At 69.2% G+C, this 23,127-nt stretch carries 22 protein-coding genes and 1 pseudogene; 10 read left to right on the plus strand and 13 right to left on the minus strand.

The features are described from left to right. Position 1: 1 nt before the first annotated feature. Genes KUD94_RS11770 through KUD94_RS11785 form a run of 4 tightly spaced genes read right to left on the minus strand, consistent with a single transcriptional unit; the run spans position 2 to position 3,660 of the window. Positions 2–1,333, minus strand: a complete 1,332-nt coding sequence (locus KUD94_RS11770; RefSeq protein ID WP_218237389.1) for a TRAP transporter large permease — start codon at positions 1,331–1,333, stop codon at positions 2–4. Continuing rightward, positions 1,330–1,902, minus strand: coding sequence for a TRAP transporter small permease subunit (locus KUD94_RS11775; protein ID WP_218237390.1), 573 nt, complete (start codon positions 1,900–1,902; stop codon positions 1,330–1,332). Before KUD94_RS11775 ends, KUD94_RS11770 begins: the two co-directional genes overlap by 4 nt. Positions 1,903–1,912: 10 nt before the next feature. Beyond that, positions 1,913–2,986 carry a C4-dicarboxylate TRAP transporter substrate-binding protein gene (locus KUD94_RS11780; protein WP_218237391.1) on the minus strand — a complete coding sequence of 358 codons (1,074 nt, stop codon included), beginning with the start codon at positions 2,984–2,986 and terminating at the stop codon, positions 1,913–1,915. Then, positions 2,983–3,660, minus strand: coding sequence for a TetR/AcrR family transcriptional regulator (locus tag KUD94_RS11785; RefSeq protein ID WP_218237392.1), 678 nt, complete (start codon positions 3,658–3,660; stop codon positions 2,983–2,985). The genes KUD94_RS11780 and KUD94_RS11785 overlap by 4 nt, the downstream gene beginning before the upstream one ends. Positions 3,661–3,786: 126 nt before the next feature. On the opposite strand from KUD94_RS11785, the gene KUD94_RS11790 reads away from it, so the two are divergent. The 3 genes and pseudogenes from KUD94_RS11790 to KUD94_RS11800 all read left to right on the plus strand — a co-directional run bounded on the left by KUD94_RS11790 (position 3,787) and on the right by KUD94_RS11800 (position 6,371). Next, positions 3,787–5,880, plus strand: coding sequence for an acetoacetate--CoA ligase (locus tag KUD94_RS11790; protein WP_218237393.1), 2,094 nt, complete (start codon positions 3,787–3,789; stop codon positions 5,878–5,880). Positions 5,881–5,889: 9 nt separating this feature from the next. Next, positions 5,890–6,057 (plus strand): annotated as a pseudogene (locus tag KUD94_RS11795) (type II toxin-antitoxin system RelE/ParE family toxin); the annotation flags it as partial. 11 nt (positions 6,058–6,068) lie between these two features. After that, positions 6,069–6,371 (plus strand): HigA family addiction module antitoxin, encoded by a 303-nt coding sequence (locus KUD94_RS11800; protein WP_218237394.1) that lies wholly within the window; start codon positions 6,069–6,071, stop codon positions 6,369–6,371. On the opposite strand, the gene KUD94_RS11805 is transcribed toward KUD94_RS11800, so the two are convergent. From KUD94_RS11805 to KUD94_RS11815, 3 genes are read right to left on the minus strand one after another with little or no spacing between them, the layout of a single operon-like run. Then, complete coding sequence (locus KUD94_RS11805) at positions 6,372–6,776, minus strand: phage holin family protein (protein ID WP_146912423.1); 405 nt, start codon at positions 6,774–6,776, stop codon at positions 6,372–6,374. It abuts the gene before it with no gap. Positions 6,777–6,810: 34 nt separating this feature from the next. Then, the gene (locus tag KUD94_RS11810) at positions 6,811–7,962 is read right to left on the minus strand and encodes an NnrS family protein (RefSeq protein WP_218237395.1); all 1,152 of its coding nucleotides are present in this window, start codon (positions 7,960–7,962) and stop codon (positions 6,811–6,813) included. Positions 7,963–7,983: 21 nt separating this feature from the next. Further along, entirely contained in the window at positions 7,984–8,547 is a 564-nt protein-coding gene (locus KUD94_RS11815; RefSeq protein ID WP_218237396.1) for a DUF3617 domain-containing protein, read from the minus strand. A 174-nt stretch (positions 8,548–8,721) separates the two neighbouring features. On the opposite strand from KUD94_RS11815, the gene gorA reads away from it, so the two are divergent. From gorA to KUD94_RS11835, 4 genes are all read left to right on the plus strand, one after another. Beyond that, a complete protein-coding gene (gene gorA, locus KUD94_RS11820; RefSeq protein ID WP_218237397.1) occupies positions 8,722–10,107 on the plus strand; it encodes a glutathione-disulfide reductase in 1,386 nt (461 codons plus the stop codon). A 28-nt stretch (positions 10,108–10,135) separates the two neighbouring features. Next, a complete protein-coding gene (locus tag KUD94_RS11825) occupies positions 10,136–10,771 on the plus strand; it encodes a VOC family protein (RefSeq protein ID WP_218237398.1) in 636 nt (211 codons plus the stop codon). 175 nt (positions 10,772–10,946) lie between these two features. Continuing rightward, positions 10,947–11,699 (plus strand): SDR family NAD(P)-dependent oxidoreductase, encoded by a 753-nt coding sequence (locus KUD94_RS11830; protein ID WP_255568806.1) that lies wholly within the window; start codon positions 10,947–10,949, stop codon positions 11,697–11,699. Between the two features lie 49 nt (positions 11,700–11,748). Next, positions 11,749–12,885: a metallophosphoesterase gene (locus KUD94_RS11835; protein WP_218237399.1), complete on the plus strand. Its 1,137-nt coding sequence runs from the start codon at positions 11,749–11,751 to the stop codon at positions 12,883–12,885. A 17-nt stretch (positions 12,886–12,902) separates the two neighbouring features. On the opposite strand, the gene KUD94_RS11840 is transcribed toward KUD94_RS11835, so the two are convergent. From KUD94_RS11840 to KUD94_RS11860, 5 genes are all read right to left on the minus strand, one after another. Continuing rightward, entirely contained in the window at positions 12,903–13,865 is a 963-nt protein-coding gene (locus tag KUD94_RS11840) for a nucleoside recognition domain-containing protein (RefSeq protein ID WP_218237400.1), read from the minus strand. Between the two features lie 80 nt (positions 13,866–13,945). Next, on the minus strand, positions 13,946–15,241 hold the full coding sequence (locus KUD94_RS11845) for a TRAP transporter large permease (RefSeq protein WP_218237401.1): 1,296 nt from the start codon (positions 15,239–15,241) through the stop codon (positions 13,946–13,948). After that, positions 15,234–15,740, minus strand: coding sequence for a TRAP transporter small permease (locus KUD94_RS11850; RefSeq protein ID WP_218237402.1), 507 nt, complete (start codon positions 15,738–15,740; stop codon positions 15,234–15,236). The genes KUD94_RS11845 and KUD94_RS11850 overlap by 8 nt, the downstream gene beginning before the upstream one ends. A gap of 28 nt (positions 15,741–15,768) precedes the next feature. After that, positions 15,769–16,752 (minus strand): TRAP transporter substrate-binding protein, encoded by a 984-nt coding sequence (locus KUD94_RS11855; RefSeq protein WP_218237403.1) that lies wholly within the window; start codon positions 16,750–16,752, stop codon positions 15,769–15,771. Positions 16,753–16,965: 213 nt separating this feature from the next. Beyond that, positions 16,966–17,637 (minus strand): GntR family transcriptional regulator, encoded by a 672-nt coding sequence (locus KUD94_RS11860; protein WP_218237404.1) that lies wholly within the window; start codon positions 17,635–17,637, stop codon positions 16,966–16,968. A 71-nt stretch (positions 17,638–17,708) separates the two neighbouring features. Between KUD94_RS11860 and KUD94_RS11865 the strand changes: the two genes are divergently transcribed. From KUD94_RS11865 to KUD94_RS11875, 3 genes are read left to right on the plus strand one after another with little or no spacing between them, the layout of a single operon-like run. Continuing rightward, a complete protein-coding gene (locus KUD94_RS11865; protein WP_218237405.1) occupies positions 17,709–18,464 on the plus strand; it encodes a LamB/YcsF family protein in 756 nt (251 codons plus the stop codon). Then, positions 18,464–20,335, plus strand: a complete 1,872-nt coding sequence (locus KUD94_RS11870; RefSeq protein WP_255568807.1) for a 5-oxoprolinase/urea amidolyase family protein — start codon at positions 18,464–18,466, stop codon at positions 20,333–20,335. The genes KUD94_RS11865 and KUD94_RS11870 overlap by 1 nt, the downstream gene beginning before the upstream one ends. Continuing rightward, complete coding sequence (locus KUD94_RS11875; RefSeq protein ID WP_218239288.1) at positions 20,335–22,053, plus strand: biotin carboxylase N-terminal domain-containing protein; 1,719 nt, start codon at positions 20,335–20,337, stop codon at positions 22,051–22,053. The genes KUD94_RS11870 and KUD94_RS11875 overlap by 1 nt, the downstream gene beginning before the upstream one ends. 25 nt (positions 22,054–22,078) lie before the next feature. Here KUD94_RS11875 and KUD94_RS11880 read toward each other — a convergent pair whose 3' ends face one another. Further along, a complete protein-coding gene (locus tag KUD94_RS11880) occupies positions 22,079–23,098 on the minus strand; it encodes a nucleotidyltransferase domain-containing protein (RefSeq protein WP_218237406.1) in 1,020 nt (339 codons plus the stop codon). Between the last annotated feature and the right edge of the window lie 29 nt (positions 23,099–23,127).

A 23,127-nucleotide genomic window follows, 5' to 3' on the forward strand; every position in this document is an offset into this window, starting at 1 on the left:
GTCAGCCTCCAGGGGTCTTGAGCAGCATCAGCGAAAGCTGCGGCACGAAGATCAGCAGCAGCAGCACGGCTACCATCATCAGGGTGAAGGGCGCGGTGCCGCGAAAGATGTCTCCCAGCGTGATGCGCTGGTCTTGCAGCGTGCTCTTGATGACGAAGACCGACAGGCCAAACGGCGGCGTGAGCAGGCCGATTTCGACCGCGACGACGGTGACGACGCCAAACCAGATCAGGTTCAGCCCGAGCTGCTCGGCAATCGGCAGCATCAGCGGCAGCATGATGAGCAGGATGGACGACGAATCGATGATGGTGCCCAGCAGCACGCAGAACACCACGTAGACGATGAGAAAGCCCGTCGGCCCCATGCCGAGTTGCGTCATCCACTCGACGAGGAACTGCGGCATGCCCGACATCGCCAGCATGCGCGTGTAGATGGTGGCGCAGATGATGAGAAAGCTCACCGACACGGTGACGTGCCCGGTTTCGGTCAGCACGCTCCACAGCGACTTCCAGTTGAGCTTGCGCCGCAGCGCGGCGATCGCCAGCGCCACTGCCGCGCCGGTAGCGCCGGCTTCGGTGGCGGTGAAAAAGCCCGCATACAGCCCGCCCAGCACCGAGGCGATCAGGAGCACGCTGGGCAGGAGCTTGAGCGCCAGCGTGCCCACGGGCATCAGCGCCTCTTGCGCCATCGGCTCGGGCGTGCCGCTTTCATACACCGTGCGCGGCCACAAGGTCGCCATCAGCACGATGCCGATGGAATACGCGAGCGCCAGCACCAGCCCCGGCACGATGCCGGCGGTGAACAAATCGCCCACCGACTGGTTGGCCAGAAAGCCGTAGAGAATCATCAAGAGGCTGGGCGGAATCAGCATGCCCAGCACCGACGAGCCCGCCACCACGCCGACGGCAAAGCGCGGCTGGTAGCCAAAGCGCAGCATCTCGGGCACGGCCACGCGCGTGAACACGGCGGCCGAGGCGATGGAGATGCCGGTGATCGCGGCAAACACCGCGTTGGACGCGACCGTGGCAATGCCCAGCCCACCGCGCAGGCGGCGCAGCACCTGGTTGGCGACCTCGAAGGCGTCCTTGCCGACGTCGGCGATCGCCACCAGAAAGCCGGTCAGCACGAACAGCGGCACGACGCCGAAGATGTGGCTGGCGATCGCGTCCTGGCTGGCCTGCGCCAGCAGGTTGGCGGCGATGGTCGGGTCGCCCCGGATCAGCCAGACGCCGGCAAACGACACCACCGCGAGCACGATGGCCACGTGCATGCCGGCCCAGATCAGGCCGAGCATGGCCAGCAGCGACAGGCTGGCGACGAGGATGGGGCTCATGCGCGGCCCCCGCGCAGCGCCAGCGCGCGGCGCACATCGAGCCAGGCGAGCAGCACGAAGGTGAGGAGCGTGCTCACCATGCCCACCAGCATGATGAGGCGCACCGGCCACACCGGCGCGGTGAAGTCGCCCAGGGCGCCGACGTATTCCTGGATGCGGATGGATTCGACCAGCGGCTCCCACGCGGCCCACAGGATCACCGCCATGAGCAGCGCGCCGACCGCGTGGTAGAGCGCTTGCAGCGCCGCCGCGAGCCAGGGCGTGGTGCGCTTGAGGCGATCGAGCAGCACGTCCGCGCGCGTCATGCGCCCTGCCGCCAGCGTGTCGGCCAATTGCAGAAAGACGATGCCGACGATGGACAGCGACACCAGCTCGGTCACGCCGCGCACCGGCGCGTCCAGCAGCTCGCGCCCGAGCACGTCGGTGTTGATCAGCAGCATCAGCGCCACGATCCACAGCGTGCCCAGCGCGTTGAGCAGCCGCGTCAGCCGCCCGAAGCCGCCGGGCAGCGACAGTCCGTAGGAATCCGCAGGCACCGCGGGCGCTGCGCTCACGCCGGGCGTGGTCATCGTGCCTCGCTTACTTGGCGGCCCAGTCGCGCGCGGGGTGCGCGCCGGCTTGCTTCAGCCCATCCATGAAGCCGTTGAGCACCTGGTCGCCGGGCAGCCCCTTGGCCTGCAGGTCGGCGGCGAAGGTCTTGGCGATCGGCGGCAGCGTGTCGGCCCAGCGCGCGCGCTCGGCGGCACTGAGCTCACTGATCTTGGCGCCGGCCTCCTGCATCTTCTTCATCAAGCCTTCGGCGGCGGCGGTCTGCGCGGCGGCAAAGCGCTGGCTGTATTCGGCGCCCACTTCGCGCATCACCTTCTGCACCTCGGGCGGCAGCTTGTCAAAGCGCTTCTTGTTGATGGCCAGACCCCCGGCGTACTGCGCGCCGAAGTTCACCTTGGTGATGTAGGGCGCGACCTCGTGCACCTTGGCGCCCCAGGCGCCGGTAGCGAAGGTGATCACGCCGTTGGACACGCCCGACTTGATGTCTTCGTAATAGGTGTTGAGATTGCCGGCCACGGCCACCGCGCCGGTGTCCTTGATCCAGTTGGCCGCCGGGCCGGGCGCGGTGATCTTCTTGCCCTTGAGGTCGTCGACCGACTGGATCGGGAAATTGGTCCAGATGTGGTAGGCATCCAGCGCCGCGCCGCCCAGGTAGGTCAGGTTGTTCTTGCTCCAGGCCTGGCCCATGGCCGGAATGCGCTCTTGCATGCCGTTGACCACCTGGGTGACCACGCCGATGTCGTCGGTGCCAAAGGGCGCGTAGTAGCTGACGTTCTGCGCGGGGAATCTGGCGGCCTCGAAGATGGTGCTGACAAAGCCCAGATCGGCCACGCCGTCGCCTATGCCCTTGGATTCGGCGCCGAGCTTGATCAGGGTGCCGCCCCAGGCGCGGGTCCATTCGATCTTGTGCTTGTTGCCCGCGGCCGCGAGGCGCTTGTCCACTTCGGGGATGAAGAATTCATCGACCAGCTTGACCCACAGGAACACCGGCGGATGGCCGGCGGCGGCCGTCAGGCGAATGGTCTGCTGGGCCTGCGCGGGCAGGCTCCAAGCGGCGGCGGTGGCCAGCAGCGCAGCGCTGGCGATCAGGCGTCGGGTCATCATGGGGAAGTCTCCTTGGGGGCGGGCGTTGGCAGGGCGGCTTGGATGCCGGCGGTGATGAAATCGATCAGGAGCGGCGCGGCGGCCGCGTCGTTGGGCTGGTTCTCACCCTTGGACAGGCGCTGCACGCGGTAGTCCACCAGGTGGTGCAAGAGCGCGCCCATCGCGAACTGGTAGGCCCATGCGGCGCGCGCGCGCGGCCAGGCAGGGCACAGCTGGTGCAGCGCATCGATGAAGGCGTGGGCCATGGGGTCGAACATTTCGGCCAGCACGCGGTCGGTGTCGGGCGTGCGGTACATCAGCTCGCGCGCGACCAGTAGCGCGTAGTACTCGCCCTCGCCGCTGGCGCGCAGCTGCAGCACCGGCTCGACAAAGGCCTGCACCACGTCGTGCACCGTGGGCGGGCGCGGCCCGCGCAGCGCGGCATGCAGCAGCGCCAGGCGCTGCTCTATGGTCGGGCGCCAGTGCACGAAGATGGCATGGAACATCTCGTGCTTGGCGCCCCAGTAGTAGCCGACCAGCGCCGGCGGCACATCGGCCTCGGCCGCAATCTGGCGGATCGATACCGCGTGGTAGCCGTACTGCGCAAACAGCTTTTCCGCCGCCAGCAGGATCGCGGCCTTGCGGTCCGGTCGGGCCGAGGCGTCTGCAGCGGGGCGGGCCAGCATGGTGGGCATGCCGGTGATTGGACAGTTGTCCAATTTTTTGGACAACCGTACAAACCCTGATGGACAAGGGCAAGCCCCGGTCGCAGAGTGCCAGGCGCGCGGCGCGCCCTGCCTTTTGCCTGCCATGAATTGACGATGAACATCTCTGAGCCCGCAGCCCGGTCTGCACCCTTCGTACCGCTGATCCGCCTCTACCAGGACTGGCTGCGCGAGCAGCGCGGCCTTGAATTCGTCGACTACCACGCGCTGTGGCAATGGTCGGTAACCGACTTGGAGGCCTTCTGGCAAAGCATCTGGGATTGGGCCGATCTGCAGTCCCCCACGCCGCACCGCGCCGTGCTGGCGGGCAACGTGATGCCCGGCGCCCAGTGGTTTGTCGGCGCGCAAGTGAACTATGCGCGCCAGGTGCTGCGCCACGCCGATGCCGCCCATGCCGCAGGGCAGCCGGCGCTGATTGCCGAGGACGAACGCGGCCGGGTGCGCGAGCTCTCCTGGCCCGAGCTGCGCCGCCAGGTGTCGGCGCTGGCGCTGCATTTGCAGCATGTGGGCGTGCAACCGGGCGACCGCGTCGCGGCCTATCTGCCCAACATCCCCGAGACCATCGTCGCCTTTCTCGCCTGCGCCAGCGTCGGTGCGGTCTGGAGCGTGTGCGCGCCGGACATGGGCAGCCATGCGGTGCTGGACCGCTTTCGCCAGATCGAGCCCAAGGTCTTGATCGCCGTCGACGGCGTCACCTGGGCGGGCCGTGCGCTGGAGCGCAGCGACACCGTCGCGCAGCTGCGCGCCGAGCTGCCCAGCGTGCAGCACGTGCTGGCGGTGCGCTATCTGCATGATGATAAAACCATAGCTGACAGCGCAGACTGGGCAAACGTTACAGCCCGAAATGATGCTGAAACCGCAGCCTTCGAGCCGCGCTGGCTGCCCTTTGACCATCCGCTGTGGATCGTCTACTCCAGCGGCACCACCGGCCTGCCCAAGCCCATCGTGCATTCGCATGGCGGCATCCTGGTCGTGTCCATGACCACCGGCCTGCACAGCGACGTCGGCTGCAGCTACGCGCCGAACAATTTCGGCGAGCGTTTCTGCTGGTATTCCTCCACCGGCTGGATCATGTGGAACATCCAGGTCGGCGGCCTGCTCACTGGCACCACTTGCGTGATCTTCGACGGCAGCCCTGGCGGCCCCAGGGATGCGCCCGACTGGGGCACGCTCTGGCGTTTTGCCGCGCGCCACGGCGTCACCTTCCTCGGTTCGGGCGCGGCCTTCTACGCGGGCTGCGCCAAGGCGGGTGTCGACCTGGCGCAGTGTGGTGACCTGTCGCGCATTCGCGCCATCGGCACCACCGGCTCGCCGCTTTCGCCCGAGGTGCAGCAATGGGGCACGGAGCAATTCCGGCGCATCGCCAGAACGCCCGCGCAAGAGGACATCTGGTGGTTCAACGTCTCGGGCGGCACCGATTTCGCCGGCGGCTTCATCGCCGGCACGCCCGAGCTGCCCCAGCAGCCCGGCGTGATGCAGTGCCGCATGCTCGGCGCCGCGGTCGAAGCCTGGGACGAAGCCGGCCACTCGGTCAAGGGCCAGGTGGGCGAGCTGGTGTGCACCCAGCCGATACCTTCCATGCCGCTGAGCTTCTGGAACGACCCCGGCCGCGCGCGCTATCTCGCCAGCTACTTCGAGATGTACCCGCCGGGGCACGGGCGCAAGCCCGGCGGCGGCGACCTCGGCCCCGAGGCCGGCAGCGTCTGGCGCCACGGCGACTGGCTGCGCATCGGCGACGAACACGGCGAGGGCGAGTGGTGCGTGATTTATGGCCGCTCGGACGCAACCATCAACCGCCAGGGCCTGCGCATGGGCACGAGCGAGATCTACAGCGCGGTCGAAGCCCTGCCCGAGGTGCTCGACTCCTTGGTGGTCGATCTGGAGTACCTGGGGCGCGAGAGCTGGATGCCGCTGTTCGTCGTGCTGCGCCCCGGCCACGCGCTGGACGAGGCCTTGACCGCACGCATCAACGACGCCATCCGCCGCTCACTGAGCCCGCGCTTCGTGCCCAACGAGATCTTTCAGGTCGCCGAAATCCCGCGCACGCTCTCGGGCAAGAAGCAGGAGCTGCCGATCAAGAAGCTGCTGCTGGGCCAGGCCATCGACAAGGTGGTGAACCGCGAGGCCATGGCCAACCCCGGGTCGCTTGCGTGGTTCGTGGAGTTTGCGGCGCGGCGCGCGTCCGGTTGATAACCCTACGCGGCGACATCGCTGGACTTCTTGCGCGTGCCGCCGGGCAACCGGCTGGAGGCGCTGCGCGGCGACCGCAAAGGCCAATACAGCATCCGCATCAACAGCCAGTGGCGCTTGTGCTTCCTCTGGTCGGACGGGCACGCCAGCCAGGTCGAGATCGTCGACTACCACTGAAAGGATTTGGCATGAGCACGCATCCCCAATGGCCCCATCGGGGCGAGATCCTGCAGGAAGACTTTCTCGTCCCCATGGGCATCAGCCAGTACCGCATCGCCAAGGCGATTGGCGTGCCTGCGCGTCGCATCAACGAAATCGTCAAGGGGCAGCGCGGCATCACCGCCGATACCGCGCTGCGCCTGGCGGCGTTTTTCGGCACCGACGCGCAGAGCTGGCTCAACTTGCAGAGCGAGTACGACCTGCGCCGGGCACGCCAGTCGATGCGCGCGGCGCTGGCCGCAATAGAGCGCTATTCGACGCAAAACGCCTGATCAGAGCCAGGTGCCCGAACCCTGCGGCATCTGGATTTGCAGCGCCGGGTCGCCCCCCGTCACCGTCGCGCCGATCAGCATGCTCAAGAGCGAGACGAAGAGGCTGGCGAACAGCGCGGTCCAGAAGCCCGAGAGCCGAAAGCCCTTGACCAGCGCAGACACCAGCAGAATGACCAGCGCATTGATCACCAGCAGAAACAGGCCGAAGGTGATCAGGGTGAGCGGCAGCGTCAGCACGATGAGCAGCGGGCGCACGATGGCGTTGGCAAACCCGAGCAGCAGCGCGGAGACCAGCAGCGCGCCCGCGCTGTCGAACTTCACGCCCTTGAAGATGTAGCTTGCCACCCAGAGCGCCAGCGCGGTGATCGCCCATTGGGTGAGAAAAGGCGTGAGGTTGGTGAACATGCCCGCCATGATATCGGCCCGCCGTCTGCGCGCCTCAGCTGCCCTTGGCCGCCTGCGCCCGCGCGCCGCGCAGCCACAGCAGCACGCCCGCAAGCAGCAGATAGGTCAGGCTCCAGAGCACGCTGGCGCCCACGAGCGGCGCGCGGCCCTGAGCGGCAATGCGCAGCAGCGCCGCCAGCCCCAGCAGCAGCGCGCCCAGGTAGGCCCAGCGCAGGTGCAAGGTGTTGCCGGTGACGCGAAACATGCGCGTGCGCAGCATCACCGTATAGGTCAGCGTGCCCAGCGCCCCGGCGGTGATCGCGTGCAGCGCGGTAGTGGCCGGGCGCTGCGCGAGCAGGGCGGCGCCGGTCAGCAGCCAGCCGGTGATCAGCCAGAGATAGCCCGCCAGCAGTGCCAGCAAATCGGGTTTGTCATGGCACAGCCAGAAGTGCCAGCGCACGATGCGCACCAGCGCCAGCACCACGGCGGCCAGCAGCAGGCCACCGGCCATGCGGTGCGCCCAGGGGAGGCCACTGGCCACCAGCAAGATGCTGGCGCCCAGCACGCACAGCTGAGTCAGCTCCAGCGTGGGCTGCACTACGTGCGCCAGTGGTGCGCGTTTGGTGCGCACATGGCCGGCCACGGCGGGGGCCAGAATGCGCCCGCCCATGAAGAACATCAGCATGCTCAGCAGCAGCACCGCCGCCAGCCCTGCCGTGTGCATGCCTTGAACCTTGCTGGCCAGATGAAAGGCCAGCGCCGCCAGCGCCAGGCCGGTGAGGATGAGCGCCACCGAGCGGTTGCTCCACTTGCTGGCCCTGAGGTAGGTAGGCGCGACCAGCAGCGCCAGGCCCGTGACGAACAAGCCGTTCAGGCCGAAGGCCACGCGGCTGGCCGGTGCCAGCAAGAAGGCCAGGCGCGCCAGCGCCCAGGCCAGCAGCAGCAGGGCGCTGCGCCCCAGGGTGCCGGGCTTGAGCGTGTAGCCCGCCACCACCGCCAGGGCAAAGCCGAAGAGCATCTCGTGCGCATGGCCCAGGCCGGTGTGCAGCGCCGCCGGGGCGGGCAGCAGGCCGATCTGCCCCAGCACCGACCAGGGCAGCACGAGGGCGCCGTACAGCGCCGCCAGCACAAACCAGTAGCTGCCCGGAAAGTGCCAGGCGCTCCGGGTGGCCCGGGTGGCGCGGGCTGCGGGCGGCGCTGCTGCCATGGCCTGGGCGCGTCAGCGCGCCTACTGCTGGCCCACGGGCTTGACCTTGCCGCAGTCGGCCGACAGCCACTTGCCCTGCTGGGTAAAGTCCATCTGCTCGGGCTGGCCGTCGGCGCTGGTGCGCATCTTGTACTGGCCGCGGTAGGCGGTGGGGCTGTCCAGGTTCACCGTGCCCTCGCCCGAGCTCGGGCCGCTGCCGTCCGAGCCGGTGCACTGAAAGCTCATCTGCAGCGTCCTGGGGCCGCTGCGCTTGACCTTGTGCGTGCAGTCGTCGCTGGACTTGATCTGGTCCAGATCCACGTCTTTTTGCGTCATGCAGATCTTGACCGTGTGGTTCATGGCGTTGCCGCTCGCGCCCATGCCGTTGGCGCTCATCATCTGCTCCATCTGGCGGCGCTGCTCGGGCGGCATCTTGGCCATTTCGGCCTGCATCTGGGCCATCGCGGCTTCCAGGCGGCCGCTGCTGGTCTTCATGCTGCCCTGCACCTCCCACAAACCGGGCTTGAGCTTGATGTCCTGGGCAAGGGCGAGGCTGCTGCCCAGCGCAAGCAGCAGCAGTGTCAAAAGGGCTCGCATGGCGGTCATGGCGTACTCCTGAAGGTGGTGCGGGCGTGCCGCAATTCGGCACAGCGGGGCATTCTGGCGCAAGAGTAGCGCCGGGGGCAAAACCGCACGGCCGGCAGGCGTGGCCAGTGGGCGCGTACGGTCTTGCGCTGCTGCATACACTGGGGGCATTGATGGCGGCGGGAAAGCGCGGGCATGGCGGGTTTCGACTTTGATCTTTTCGTGGTGGGCGGCGGCTCGGGCGGGGTGCGCGCCGCGCGCTTTGCCGGGCAGCGCGGCGTGCGCGTGGCGCTGGCGGAATCGGGGCGCATGGGCGGCACCTGCGTGAACGTGGGCTGCATCCCCAAGAAGCTCTACAGCTACGCGGCCGAATACGCCGAAGGTTTTGCCGATGCGCGCGGCTACGGCTGGATCCTGCCGGGCGAGCCGGTGCTGGACTGGGCGCTGCTCAAGGCCAACCGCGCCCGCTCCATAGGCCAGCTCAACGCCATCTACGACAACCTGATGACCAGCGCCGGGGTCGAGCGCATGCACGGCCATGCGCGCCTGGTGGATGCGCACACCGTGCAGGTGCAGCATGCCGACGGGCGCGTCACGCACCACAGCGCCGCGACCATCTTGCTGGCCACGGGCGGCGCGCCCTGGGTGCCCGAGCTGCCGGGGCGCGAGCTGGTGGTCACCTCCAACGAGATCTTTGACCTGCCGCGCTTTCCGCGTCGCCTGGCGGTGGTCGGCGGCGGCTACATCGCCAGCGAGTTCGCCAGCATTTTTCGCGGCATGGGCAGCGAGGTGGTGCAGCTGTACCGCGGCGAGCAGATCCTGCGCGGCTTTGACGACGAGGTGCGCAATTTCGCGGCGCAGGAGATGGGCAAGGCCGGCGTGGACATCCGCTGCCATGCCGACGTGGTGCGCGTCGAAGCCGCGGGCGAGGGCCGGCGCCTGATCCTCAAGGACGGCAGCGCGCTGGAGGCGGACGTGGCGCTCTACGCGACCGGGCGGCGCGCCGCGACGGCGGACCTGGGTCTGGAGGCGCTGGGCGTGCGCCTGGCCGCCAACGGCGCGATCGAGGTCGATGCGCGCTTTGCCACCAGCGTGCCCGGCATCTACGCGGTGGGTGACGTGGTCGGGCGCAAGGAGCTCACGCCCGTGGCCCTGGCCGAGGCGATGGCGCTGGTCGACCAGCTCTTCGGCCCGGCGCCGGGCAAGGCCGCGCGCGTGATGAACTACGACAACATCGCCACCGCCATCTTCACCCACCCGCCGATAGGCACCGTGGGGCTGAGCGAGGCGCAGGCGCGCGAGCGCTGCGCCAGGGTGCGCATCTACCGCAGCGACTTTCGGCCGCTGCAGCACAGCCTGTCGGGGCGCAGCGAGCGCACGCTGGTCAAGCTCGTCGTCGACGACGCCAGCGACCGCGTGCTGGGCGCGCACATCGTCGGCGCCGACGCGAGCGAGATCATCCAAGGCTTTGCGGTGGCGCTGCAGTGCGGCGCGACCAAGGCGCAGTTCGACGCGACCCTGGGCATACACCCGACCAGCGCGGAAGAGTTCGTCACCCTGCGCGAGCTCACGCGCACCTGAGCGCGTTTTCTGACCAAGGAGCCCGGCCGTGCCACCGACCCTGCTTGACCACCTCGTCGTCACCTGCCACTCGCTGGACGCGGGCGCGGCCTACGTCGCGCAAGTGCTGGGCGTGGCGCCGCTTGCCGGCGGCGAGCACCCGCGCATGGCCACGCACAACCGCCTGCTGCGCCTGGGCGAGAGCTGTTATCTGGAGGTGATCGCGCCCAAGCCTGAGGCGCCTGCCCCGGGGCGCGCGCGCTGGTTCGGGCTTGACGCCCTGCCGCCCGGGGCGCCGCCGGCGCTGCGCACCTGGGTGGCGCGCAGCAGCACGATCGAGCAGGCCCTGGCCGCGGCTTCGGAGCCGCTGGGCGTGGCCGAGCCCATGAGCCGGGGCGCACTGAACTGGCTGATCAGCCTTGGCGCCGACGGCACCATGGTGCTGGACGGCGCGGCGCCCGCGCTCATCCAGTGGCAGGACGCCGAGCACCCCGCGGCCCGCATGCCCGAGCTTGGCCTGGCGCTGCAGCAGCTCGAGATCATCCATCCCGAGCCCGACCGGCTGTCGCGCCTGCTGTCCTCGCTCGCGCTGCAGGCGCCGGTGCGGGTGCGCGCGGGCGATACGCCGCGGCTGGTCGCACACATCCGCACGCCGCAGGGGCTGCGTCTGCTGTCTTCGCCCTGATCGAGCCATGGCCGGGTGCGGATGCGGCTTGCGGGCCGAAGAGCAGGGTTTGGAGTGTTTTCGGGCTGTATCGCCCAGTGGACGGGCGCGAACAGCTATGTATTTGATAGTTTGCAAGCCTTTTGTGGCGTGTGTCGCGGCAAGGCGCGGCGCGCCGGGCAGGGCTTGAAACCAGATGAAGGAGTGCAGCGAGATGGCGCAGGATTTCAAGCAAGACGCGGGCACGCGGGCGCAGGCGGTCAGCGCCATCGTCGGCACGGGGCCGGGCAATGGCGCGGCGCTGGCGCGGCGCTTTGGCGCGCAGGGCGCACCGGTGGCGCTGCTCGCGCGCAGCAGCGACTTTTCGGCGGCGCTGGCGCAGGAGCTGCCTTCGGCGCGCGCCTATGCGGCGGACGCCGGCCAGCCCGAGGCGCTGCAGGCCGCGCTGGCGCAGGTGGCGGTGCAGCAGGGGCCGGTGGGCACGCTCATCTACAACGCCGGCTCGGGTGCCTGGGGCAGCGTCGAAGAGGTGACGGCGGCCGACCTGGAGCAGTGCTGGCGCGTGAACACCCTGGGCCTGTTTGCCGCTACCCAGGCGCTGCTGCCGGGCATGAAGCAGCTCGGCGGGGGCCACATCATCGTCATCGGCGCAACCGCTTCGCGCCGCGGCGGCGCGGCTGCGGCGGCCTTTGCCCAGGCCAAGGCGGCGCAGCGCACGCTGGCCGAATCCATGGCGCGCCAGCTCTGGCCGCAAGGCATCCACGTGGCGCTGATCGTCATCGACGGCATCGTCGACCTGCCGCGTTCGCGCCAGCGTTTTGCGGACAAGGGCGACGACTTCTTCGTGCAGCCCGCGGCCGTGGCGGAATCCGCCTGGTGGCTGACGCAGCAGCCGCGCTCGGCCTGGTCCTTCGAGATCGAGGCGCGCCCCTTTGGCGAGAAATGGTGAGCGTCCGCGGCGCCGCAGCGCGGACCGCGCGACTTGACGGATAGCAGCCATGGCACTGGGCGTGGTTTCGGTAATGGGCCTGGCATGGCTCTACGTGGTGCTGCGCGGCGTAGGTCTGCTGCCCCTGGGCCGGGGCGGCAAGCTGGCCGTGGCGCTGGCCCTGCTGCCGCTGGCCGAGTACTACCTGCTGGTGATGCTGGTGGGCGGCAATCTGGCCGACGTCGAGGCGCCGCGCCCGCTGCTGGTGGCGCTGGGCTGGGCCTTTGGCAGCTTTGTGCTGCTGGCGCTGCTGCTGCTCGCGCGCGACCTGCTCGCCGCCGTGCTCGGGCTGCTCTCGCGTTCGCTGGCGCAGGCGATGTGGCGCAGCGGCGCACTGACGCAGGCCCTCGTCGCATCGGCCCTGCTGCTGGGCGCCTGGGGCAGTTGGCAGGGCCTGAAGCTGCCCGAGACCAAGCGCGTGGACGTCACGATGCCGGGCTTGGGCGCGGCCTTCGACGGCTATCGCATCGCCCAGCTGTCCGACCTGCACGCCACGCGCCTGCTGCCCGCCGACTGGCAGCGCGCGGTGGTGCAACAGACCAATGCGTTGCAGGCCGACCTGATCGTGATCACCGGCGACCTGCAGGACGGCGCGCCCGCCGCGCGCTCGGCCGACGTGGCGCCGTTTGCCGAACTGCACGCGCCCGACGGCGTGCTGGCCGTGCCCGGCAACCACGAGTACTACGTGGACTACGCCGGCTGGATGGCGGCCTTCAAGGCGCTGGGTCTGAACATGCTGGAAAACCGCCATGTGGTGATTGAGCGCGCCGGTGCCCAGCTGGTGGTGGCCGGCCTGACCGACCCGCAGGCCGCGGCCTTTGGCCAGGCGCCGCCCGATCTGTCCGCCGCCCTTGCCGGCGCGCCCCGGGGCGCGCCCGTGCTGGTGCTGGCCCACCGCCCCGGCGGCGCGCCCGAGCATGCGCGCGCGGGGGTGGGCCTGCAGCTTTCAGGGCACACGCACGGCGGGCAGATTCTTGGCGTGAACCTGCTCACCCAATGGGCCAACCGGGGCTTTCTCGCCGGTCTCTACCAGGTCGGGCGCATGCCGCTCTACGTGAGCCGTGGCACCGGCCTGTGGCACGGCCTGGTGCTGCGCCTGGGCGCGCCCTCGGAGATCACCGAGGTGGTGTTGCACGCAGCCCGCTAAGGCCTGTGCAGCGGCGTTCAGCGCGCCTGCGCCAGCCGCCGGCCCCAGCGCGTGGCGGGCCGGGTAGCAAAGGCCAGCGCCACCATGATGGCCAGCACCACGACGCCGCGCAGCACCAGAATGATCCAGATATTGGCGCCCAGCGCGGCGATCAGGAGCGTGTCCTCCAGCACCGCATGGAACAGCGACAGCCAGCACAGCGCCAGCAGGAGCGTGCGCCGGTCGTAGTTCTCGCGCTCGCTCGCTTCGATGATCAGCGCCCCGCCATAGGCCAGGCCCATCAGCATGCCTATGGTGGTGAGCGGCGCGGCCGCCTCGCTCAGGCCGGTCAGGCGCAGCACCGGCGCGAGCTGGCGCGTGAGCCAGCGGGTGAAGCCCAGGCGCTCGAGCAGGTCGAGCAGCACTACCAGCGCACAGATGATGAGCCAGATCAGCAGCAGCGAGCGCACCGTGCCCAGCAGCCAGGGCCAGAGCGCCGGCGGCCCGGCGGGCGCGGCCGCGCCGCTGCCCGACAACCAGCCGAGCGCGACCGGCTCCTGCAGCCAGCCGCCCAGACGGCAGGCCCAGGCCACCGCCGCGCCATAGGCCGCGCCGACCACGAGGCGCAGGCTGCCGGTGAACAGCGCGCTGGCGCCGGCGCGGCGCACCACCGCCTGTTCGGTGGGCAGGTTGTGCGCGAACAGCATCATTGCGCCCAGCGCGCTCATCTGCGCCACGTTGAGCTGCATCTCGCCCGAGAGCGCCGCCACCACGGCAATGCCGCCGTAGATGTTGGTGATTACCGTCGTCGCCCAGACGATCCCGGCCTGCGCCGGCAGGCCCAGCCAGGCCATGGCGGGCGAGAGGGCCTCACCCGCCAGGCGCACCAGCCCAAGGCGCTCGGCCACATACACCAGCACCATCACCGGCACCATGATGCGCGCCACCGTGAGGAACATGTGCGTGGCGCGGCGGCCGAGGTTGTGGAGGTAGCGCAGCATCGGGAAGGTAGCGGTCGGCCGGTGGCAAAGCCGGCGATTGTCCGCGATGCGCCGCCCGCGCGCAGGCGCAGGCGGGGGTGCTACATCTTGCCCGGCAGCGCGGTGGCCAGGCCCGGGAAGTACCAGAGGATGACCAGCATCAGCACCATCAGGAAGAAGTAGGGCAGGCAGGCGCGCGCGATCCAGGTCACCTGCTTGCCCGTCATGCCTTGCAGCACGAAGAGGTTGAAGCCCACGGGCGGCGTGATCTGCGCCGACTCCACGGTGATCACGAGGAAGATGCCGAACCACAGCGGATCGATGCCCGCCGCCTGGATGATGGGCAGCACCACGCCCATGGTCAGCACGATGGTGGAAATGCCGTCCAGAAAGCAGCCCAGCACGATGTAGAAGATGCCCAGCGCCACGACCAGCATGGCGGGCGAAAGCTGCAGGCTGCCGACGAACTCGGCCAGCTGGCGCGGCAGCCCCATGTAGCCCATGGCCAGCGTGAGAAAGGCCGCGCCCGCCAGGATCAGCGCGATCATGCAGTACAGGCGCGTGGCGCCCATGAGCGCATCGCGAAAGTTCTGCCAGGTGAGCGACCTTTGCCAGGCCGACAGGATCAGCGCGCCCAGCACGCCGATGGCGGCCGCTTCGGTGGCCGTGGCCACGCCCGTGTACATCGAGGCGATCACCGCCACGATGAGCAGCACCACGGGGATCAGGTGGCGCGCCTCGGCGAGCTTTTGCATGAGGGTGAGCTCATCGTCCGCCTTGGGCACCTGATCCGGGTGGCGCAGCGCCCAGACGATGATCCAGCCGCTGAACAAGGCCGCCAGCAGCAGCCCCGGGAGCACGCCGGCCATGAAGAGCTTGGCGATGGACAGCTCGGCCGAGACGCCGTAGATGATCAGGATGATGGACGGCGGTATCAACAGCCCCAGCGTGGCCGGCCCGCCCAGCGTGCCTATCACCTGGCGCTCGGGGTAGCCGCGGCGCAGCAGCTCGGGCAGATTCATCTTGCCCACGGTCACGCAGGTGGCGGCCGAGGAGCCCGAGACCGCCGCGAAGATGGTGCAGCCCGCCACGTTGGCGTGCAGCAGCCGCCCGGGCAGCTTGTTCACCCAGGGCGCAAGACCCCGGAACATGTTGGCCGAGAGGTTGGTGCGGTAGAGAATTTCGCCCATCCAGACGAAGAGCGGCAGCGCGGTCAGCGTCCAGCTGCTGGTCGAGCCCCAGATGGTGATGGCCATGGCGTCGCCCGCGGCGCGCGCGGTGAACATCGCCATGCCGAACCAGGCCACGCCGGCCAGCGTCAGGCCTACCCAGACGCCCCCGGCCAGCATCGCAAAGAGCACCACGAGCAGCGTGGCGCTGGCGGCGATCTCACTCATGGTGCGCGTCCTCCTGGCTGGGCGGCAGGCGCCGGCCCAGCAGCTCCAGCACCAGCTCGTCGCAGAAGGCGATGAAGAAGACGATGGTGCCCAGCGCCATCGGAATCTGCGGTATCCACATCGGCGTCGCGTCGATGCCGACCGAGATGTCGTTGATCTCCCAGGACTGCCAGACCAGCGACACCGAATACCAGGCGAGAAAGCCCGCGAGCAGCGTGGCCAGCCCCAGCGCCAGCAGTTCCAGAGCCTTGTGCGCGCCGCCCTTGAGCGCGGACAGCAGCAGCGTCACGCGGATGTGTTCGCCGTGCTTGAGCGTGGAGGCGAGCGCGAGAAAGCCCGCGCCCGCCGTCGCGTAGCCCGCGTAGGCGTCGCTGCCGGTGGCGGAAAAGCCGAAGAAGCGGCTGGCGATGGTGAGCAACACCATCAGGAACACGCCGACCATGAAGGCGCCCGCCAGCCAGGCGCTGGCGGTGTACAAGCCGTTGAGCCAGCTGCGCATAGCGGTCTCCCAGGCGGGGCCTGGCGGCTTACTTGCTCTTGTTGAAGGCCTCGATCAGCGCCTGGCCGTCGGCGCCGGCCTTCTCCAGCCATTCCTTGATGACCACGTCGCCTACCTTGGACAAGTCGCCCATGAGCTGGGCCGAGGGCTCGATGATCTGCATGCCGCCCTTTTGCAGGGTTTCGAGCGAGCGCTCATCGACCTCGCGCGAGGACTTCCAGCCGCGCTCCTCGGCCGCGGCGGCGGCCTTGCGCACGGCATCCTGCTCGGCCTTGGACAAGGCGTTGAAGGCCTTCTTGTTCACGGTGACCGCGTTCTTCGGGATCCAGGCCTGGACCTTGTAGAAGTACTTGAGGTTCTCGTAGAGCTTGTTGTCCGCGCCGGTGGCGCTCGACGTGATCAAGGCCTCGATCACGCCGGTGGCCAGTGCCTGCGACAGCTCGGCCTCCTGGATGGTCACGGGCTGGGCGCCGACCAGCTCGCCGATGCGCGCCGTCGTGGGCGAATACACGCGCCACTTCAGGCCCTTGAGGTCGGCAGCGGAGTTGATCTGCTTGTTGCTGTAGATGCTCTGCGGCGGCCAGGCCACGGAATACAGCAGCGTCTGGCCTTGCTTGTCCAGAATGCTTTCCAGGTAGGGCTTTTGCGCCTGGTAGAGCTTGAACGCCTGGTCGTAGTCCTTGACCAGAAAGGGCAGTCCGTCGGCGCCGAAGATCTGCGCCTCGTTCTGGAAGCTCACCAGGAAGAACTCGCCCATCTGCGCATTGCCGGTCTGCACCGCGCGCTTGATTTCGGGCATCTTGAACAGCGAGGCGCCAAAGTGCGGCTGGATCTTGAGCGCGCCATTCGTGGCCTTGGCGACCTCGTCGACGAAGGCCTGGTTGTTCTTGGAGTGGAAGTTGATCGCCGGGTAGGCGGTGGCGAAATCCCACTTGGTTTCGGCCCAGGCCTGGCCGCTGATGCCCAGACCGGTAGCCAGCGCGGCGGTGGCGCAGAAATCGCGACGTTTCATAGTGTTCTCCATGGCGAGACTGGCGGTGGAACATGCGGGCAGGCCCGCGCTGCGAGGCGCTGCGCGCAGGCAGCGACAAGTGTCAAAGATAAGCGCACACAGCCCCGGGGTCTATTAGGGTTTTCAACGATACGCGCGTCGTGTTGATGATGTAAGTTTGGATTGTTCAACAATTCAGGAGCTCACCCCTTGGCCCCCGGGCTCTCGACCCGCTCAACGCACCTCGCGTGCGTACACCGCCAGCACCATGCGTTCGGACTGCACCAGGTAGGCTTCCAGTTCGCGCGCAGCGGCGCCTGTCTGGCCCTGCATGAACAACTGCAGCAGCTGGGCGTTGTGGTCCACGAAGGGCGCGTGCAGATATTCCGGGTCGTCCAGCAGGCCGAAGGCCAGGCGCAGCTCGGCGGCGATGTCGGCAAACATGGCGGAAAGCCGCTCGCTGTCGCTCAGCGCCACGATGCCCGCATGAAACGCCATGTTGGCCGAGCCCACGAGGCGCCAGTCGCCTGCGGCGCGCGCCGCCTCGGCGTCTTGCACCGCCTGCTTCAGGCGCTTGTGCGCCGGGTGCAGCGGCCAGGCCTTCTCCAGCGCCTGGCATTCGATCAGCCGGCGCACGCGGTAGATGTCGATGATGTCGGCGATCGAGGGCACGACGACCGACACGCCGCGGTTGGGCTCGTGCAGCAGCAGGCCTTCCTTGATCAGGCTGCGAAACACCTCGCGCAGGGTGTTGCGCGAGATCTGCAGCTGCTCGCTCAGCGCCGCCTCGGACAGGCGCTGGCCGGCGCGCAGCTCGCCCTCGATGAGCTGGCGGCGGATGGTCTCGGCCACATGGTCTGCCAGGTTGGCAGGCGGGTTGTGGCTGGTGAAGCGGCGGCTGGGCATGGGGCGCGTCCTGCAGTGGCACTACATTGTTGAACAATCCGGGCGCATTTTGTATCAGGAGCGAGCACACCATGGACATCAACAGCGATCTGGGCGAAAGCTATGGCGCCTGGCGCATGGGCGACGACGCGGCCATGCTGGCAATCGTCACCAGCGCCAACGTGGCCTGCGGCTTTCATGCGGGTGACCCCGCGGGCATCCTGCGCACGCTGCGCGCCGCGGCCAAGCAGGGCGTGGTGGTCGGCGCGCACGTCGCCTACCCCGATCTGGTGGGCTTTGGCCGGCGCGCCATGGACCCCACGAGCGAGGAGCTGGTGGCCGACGTCATCTACCAGATCGGCGCACTGCAAGGCCTGGCCGCCGCCGCCGGCACGCGCGTGGCCTACGTCAAGCCGCACGGCGCGCTGTACAACACCATCGCCCACGACGCGCGCCAGGCAGACGACGTGATCACCGCGCTGCTGGCCCTGGACCCCGCGCTCACCCTGCTGGCGCTGGCCGGCTCGCCGCTCATCGCCCGCGCCCGGGAGCGTGGCCTCACGGTGGTGGCCGAAGCCTTTGCCGACCGCGCCTACAACGCCGACGGCACCCTGGTCTCGCGCCGCCTGCCGGGTGCGGTGCTGCACGACGCCGGGCAGGTGGCCGAGCGCATGCTCCACTGGGCGCAGACGGGCGAGATCAGCGCCATCACCGGTGAGCGCATCCGCCTGCAGGCCGACTCCATCTGCGTGCACGGCGACAGCCCCGGCGCAGTGCAGATGGCGCAGCAGATCCGCGCGCGCCTGGACGCCGCGGGCGTGGCGCTCGCACCTTTTGCGGGCCGCTGATGCGCATCCTGCCGGCCGGCGACGCCGCGCTGCTGCTGGAGCTGCCCGACCTGGCGCAGACCCTGGCGCTGTACCGCGCGCTGCAGGCCGCCCCGCTGGACGGCGTGCGCGAGCTGGTCCCGGCCGCGCGTACCCTGTTGCTGCACTACCGGCGCGAGCGCACCACGGCGCAGGCCCTGGCCCATGCGGTGCGAACACTGGCCGCGACCGTGGAAGATCAGGCGCAGCCGGCGCCCGCACCGGGCCGGCGCGTGCAGATCGCGGTGCACTACGACGGCGCAGACCTGGCCGAACTGGCCGAGCACCTGGGCCTGACGGCGCGCGAGCTGGTGCAGCGCCACTGCGCCCAGCCCTGGCAGGCGGCGTTTGCCGGCTTTGCGCCGGGTTTTGTCTATCTGACCGGGGGTGACGCCCGCTTTGCCCGCGTGCCCCGGCGCGCGACGCCGCGCACCCGCGTGCCCGCGGGTTCGGTGGCGCTGGCCGGGGGCTTCAGCGCCGTCTACCCCAAGGCCAGCCCCGGCGGCTGGCAACTGATAGGCCGCACCGAAGCCGTGATGTGGGACACCGCGCGCGTCGAACCTGCGCTGGTGCAGCCCGGCTTTGAGGTGTGCTTCGTCGAGGCCGGGCAGGTCGGCGTGGCGCTGGGCGGCCCCTCACCCCAGCCCTCTCCCCAAAGGGGCGAGGGAGCGCCCGGCGCCAGCGCTTCGCCGCTATCGCTCCCCCTGCCCCTGCGAGGGGCCAAGGACGGGCTCCGCACCCTCGATAAATCAGGGTCAAATGCGCTCCAACCCCACACCGCACCGTCGCCAGCAGCTACAAAAACCCTAGTCGACGGCCCCGCCGGCGCGAACCTCCCTGCCCCCCTCCCTCTCCCTCTGGGAGAGGGCCGGGGTGAGGGCCAACCCACTCGTGAATCCAAGCCAAATCACGCTCCAGACCTTGCTGCACAAGCGCCAGCAGCTATCGAAATCATGAACCCTGGCCTCCAGACCCTGGTGCAAGACCAGGGCCGCCAGGGCCTGGCCGGGCTGGGCGTTTCCGCCTCTGGCGCGCTCGACCTCGCGGCCATGCACCAGGCCAATCGGCTGGTGGGCAACCCGGTGGACGCGCCCGTGCTGGAGCAGCTGCTCGGTGGCCTGCAACTGCGCGCACGCGGCGCTGTCACGCTGGCGCTGGCCGGCGCCGACATGCCGCTCACGCTGACCGCGCCCGATGGCCGCCGCTGGCCGCTGGCGAGCCATCGTGCGCTGGCGCTGGACGATGGCGACCTGCTCACGCTGGGCGCGCCGCAGGTCGGGGTGCGCGCCTATCTTGCGGTGCGTGGCGGCTGGCAGATCGCGCCGGAGCTGGGCAGCTGCGCGCGCGACACCCTGGCCGAGCTCGGTCCGCCGGCCTTGCAGGCGGGGCAGGTGCTGGCGGTGGGCGAGGCCATCGCGGCGCAGCGCCTCAACGCCTGCGCGCCCGCGCAGCCCGCACGCGCCGATCTGCCGCGCGCGGGCGACGAGGTGGTGCTCGACGTACTGCTCGGCCCGCGCACCGACTGGTTCACGCGCGAGGCCCTCGCCCTGCTGCAGTCGCAAGCCTGGCGCGTCACCCCGCAATCCAACCGCGTGGGCATGCGCCTCATGGGCGCGCAGCCGCTCACGCGCAGCCGGCACGACGAACTGCCCAGCGAAGGCACGGCCGTCGGCGCCATCCAGGTGCCGGCCAGCGGCCAGCCGGTGCTCTTTCTGGCCGACCATCCGCTGACCGGCGGCTATCCGGTCATCGCCGTCGTGGCCAGCTACCACCTGGGCCTGGCGGCGCAAGTGCCGGTGGGCTGCCAGCTGCGCTTTCGCGCCATTGCGCCGTTCGAGGAGTTGAAAAAATGATCCGCAAAGTGCTGATTGCGAACCGGGGCGAGATCTCGGTACGCATCGCCCGCGCCTGCCGCGACTACGGCGTGCGCTCGGTCGCCGTCTATGCCGACCCCGATGCCGACGCGCTGCACGTGCGCGCGGCCGACGAAGCCTGGGCGCTGGAAGGCGCACGGCCGGCCGAAACCTGCCTCGACATCGCCAAGCTGCTCGCCATCGCGCAAAAGAGCGGGGCCGACGCGGTGCACCCTGGCTACGGCTTTCTTTCCGAGCGCGCGGAATTCGCCCAGGCGGTGATCGATACCGGCCTCACCTGGATAGGCCCGCCGCCCGCGGCCATGGCGCAACTGGGCGACAAGGTTGCCGCGCGCAAGGTGGCCTTGCAGGTCGGCGCGCCGCTGGTAGCGGGCACGGCGGAACCGGTCAAGGGCGCCGACGAGGTGCTCGCCTTTGCGCGCACCCACGGCCTGCCGATCGCGATCAAGGCGGCGTTTGGCGGCGGCGGGCGCGGGCTGAAGGTGGCCTGGCGCATGGACGAGGTGGCCGAGCTTTACGCGTCTGCGGTGCGCGAGGCGACGGCCGCGTTTGGCCGCGGCGAATGCTTCGTCGAGCAGTTCCTGGACAAGCCGCGCCACATCGAGGCCCAGGTCATCGCCGACCGCCACGGCCAGGTCCTCGTCGTCGGCACGCGCGACTGCTCGCTGCAGCGGCGCAACCAGAAGCTGGTCGAGGAAGCGCCCGCGCCCTTTCTCACGGACGAGCAGAGCGCATCCGTCTGCCGCGCCGCGCGCGACATCTGCGCGGCCGTCGGCTACGAGAGCGCGGGCACCGTGGAATTCCTGCTCGGCCAGAGCGGCCAGATTTCCTTTCTGGAAGTGAACACACGCCTTCAGGTCGAGCACCCGGTGACCGAGGAAACTACCGGTATCGACCTGGTGCTGGAGCAATTGCGCGTGGCCGACGGCCTGCCGCTGTCTTGCACCGAAACGCCGACCCCGCGCGGCCACGCCATCGAATTTCGCCTCAACGCCGAAGACCCCGGGCGCGGCTATCTGCCCACGCCCGGGCGCATCACGCGCTTTGATGTGCCCAGCGGCCCCGGCGTGCGCCTGGACAGCGGCGTTGCCGCGGGTTCGCTCGTGCCCGGCAGCTTCGATTCGCTCATGGGCAAGCTCATCGTCAGCGGCAGCACGCGCGCGCAGGCGCTCGCCCGCGCGCGCCGCGCACTGGCCGAGCTGCAGATCGAGGGCGTGGCCTCGGTGCTGGCGTTTCACCGCGCCGTCGTCGACGACCCGGCCTTCACCGCCGAGCAGGGCTTTGCCGTGCACACGCGCTGGATCGAGACCGAGATGCAGGCAGAGTTCGCACCCGCCGCCCGCCCCGGCCCCGAAGCCGGCGCGCCGCTCACCCGCAGCTGGATCGAGCTCGACGGCAAACGCCTGCGCTTGGGCCTGCCCGCCGACCTGGCACTACGCCCGGCAGGCGAGGCCACTGCCGCCGCGGCGCCAGAGCGCACCGCGCAGCCGGGCGACGTGCCCGCCCCGCTGACCGGCACGCTGGTGCGCTGGCATCGAGGTGAAGGCGAGGCGGTGAGCGCGGGCGAAGTCCTCGCCACGCTCGAAGCCATGAAGATGGAAACCGCCGTGACCGCGCCCCAGGCCGGCAGGCTGCACTGCCTGGCGGAGGTTGGCGCGCTGGTGCAGGCGGGGGAGTTGATGGCGCGGGTGGCCTGAGCCTGCGCGCCGCCAAAAGCCTGCCTCAGTTCAGGCAGGACAAGTCCAGCGCAGGATGGCGCGTCGCCAGCGCGTCGCGGCCCTGCATCGCGCGTTCCTGCCAGCCCTTGCCACGGCCAACCAGGTCTTGCCAGGCATCGCGCAAGGCATCTTGGTCGTACTTGCCCAGGTAGTCGATCAGGGTGGCCGCCTGCTCCAGATCCTTGCCGGCCTTGGATCGCATGGACTGGGGCCGCTCGCCATGGACCAACAGCTTGTGTACGGCGTACCGTTCCGGCGGCGGTGCGTTCACCACGATCGGCCCCATGTTGCTCAGCAAGACCATCTGAATCGGCGACTCCATGGCAAATTCCATGAACTTCAGCGGCTGCATGTCGATGTTGAGCGCTTCAATCCGCAGGGGAGCATCGCCCGCACGATGGCGCGTGGTCACGAAGTCGATCTGCAGATCTGCCTCGTCAGATTTGACGTAGGTGGTCAGGCTCCTGAGCGGAACGAACCCCATCTCCAGTGATTCGATCGCGCCTTTGGTATCCATCGTGACATCGGTGGGCAGCGCAAGCGACACGTTGCGCCCGGGGTGTGCAAAGTCCAGGTCTTGCGTCTGCGCACCCGAGCGCCAGCGCACGCCCAGCAGGTTCTGGTATGCCATGTAGACATGCGTGCCTATCAGAATGCCGCCGGCCTTGAAAAACCCGGCATCGGCCAGCCGGGCAACAATCCTGGAGTGGCTCGGAACCAGATAGGCGCAGCCCGCTGCGATTGCCAGGCGCGCCAGCTGCCGCAGATGCTCGCCCTGAGGAGCCGCTTGCTTGTGCTGCGCGACCAGTTGCGCCAATTCGGCGGTGTCCGGACCCAGAAAGATTTGCGACTGCCCGCCGACGAGGTTGGCAAGCTGGTAATACCAATAAGTCTTGCCCTTGACCTTCTTGCGCGAGAAGCTGCCAGGAAGGCTCGCCACGCCGCGAACGGTTTCTGCCAGCGCCGCAGAGCAGACGGTGGCATAGCTGGCCGTTGCGGTAGTGGACAGATCGTCGAAATACATCGCTATACTGAGATTTTGTTTTCTCAGTA

This window comes from Comamonas sp. NLF-1-9 (genome assembly GCF_019195435.1).
Lineage (GTDB): Bacteria > Pseudomonadota > Gammaproteobacteria > Burkholderiales > Burkholderiaceae_C > Comamonas_C.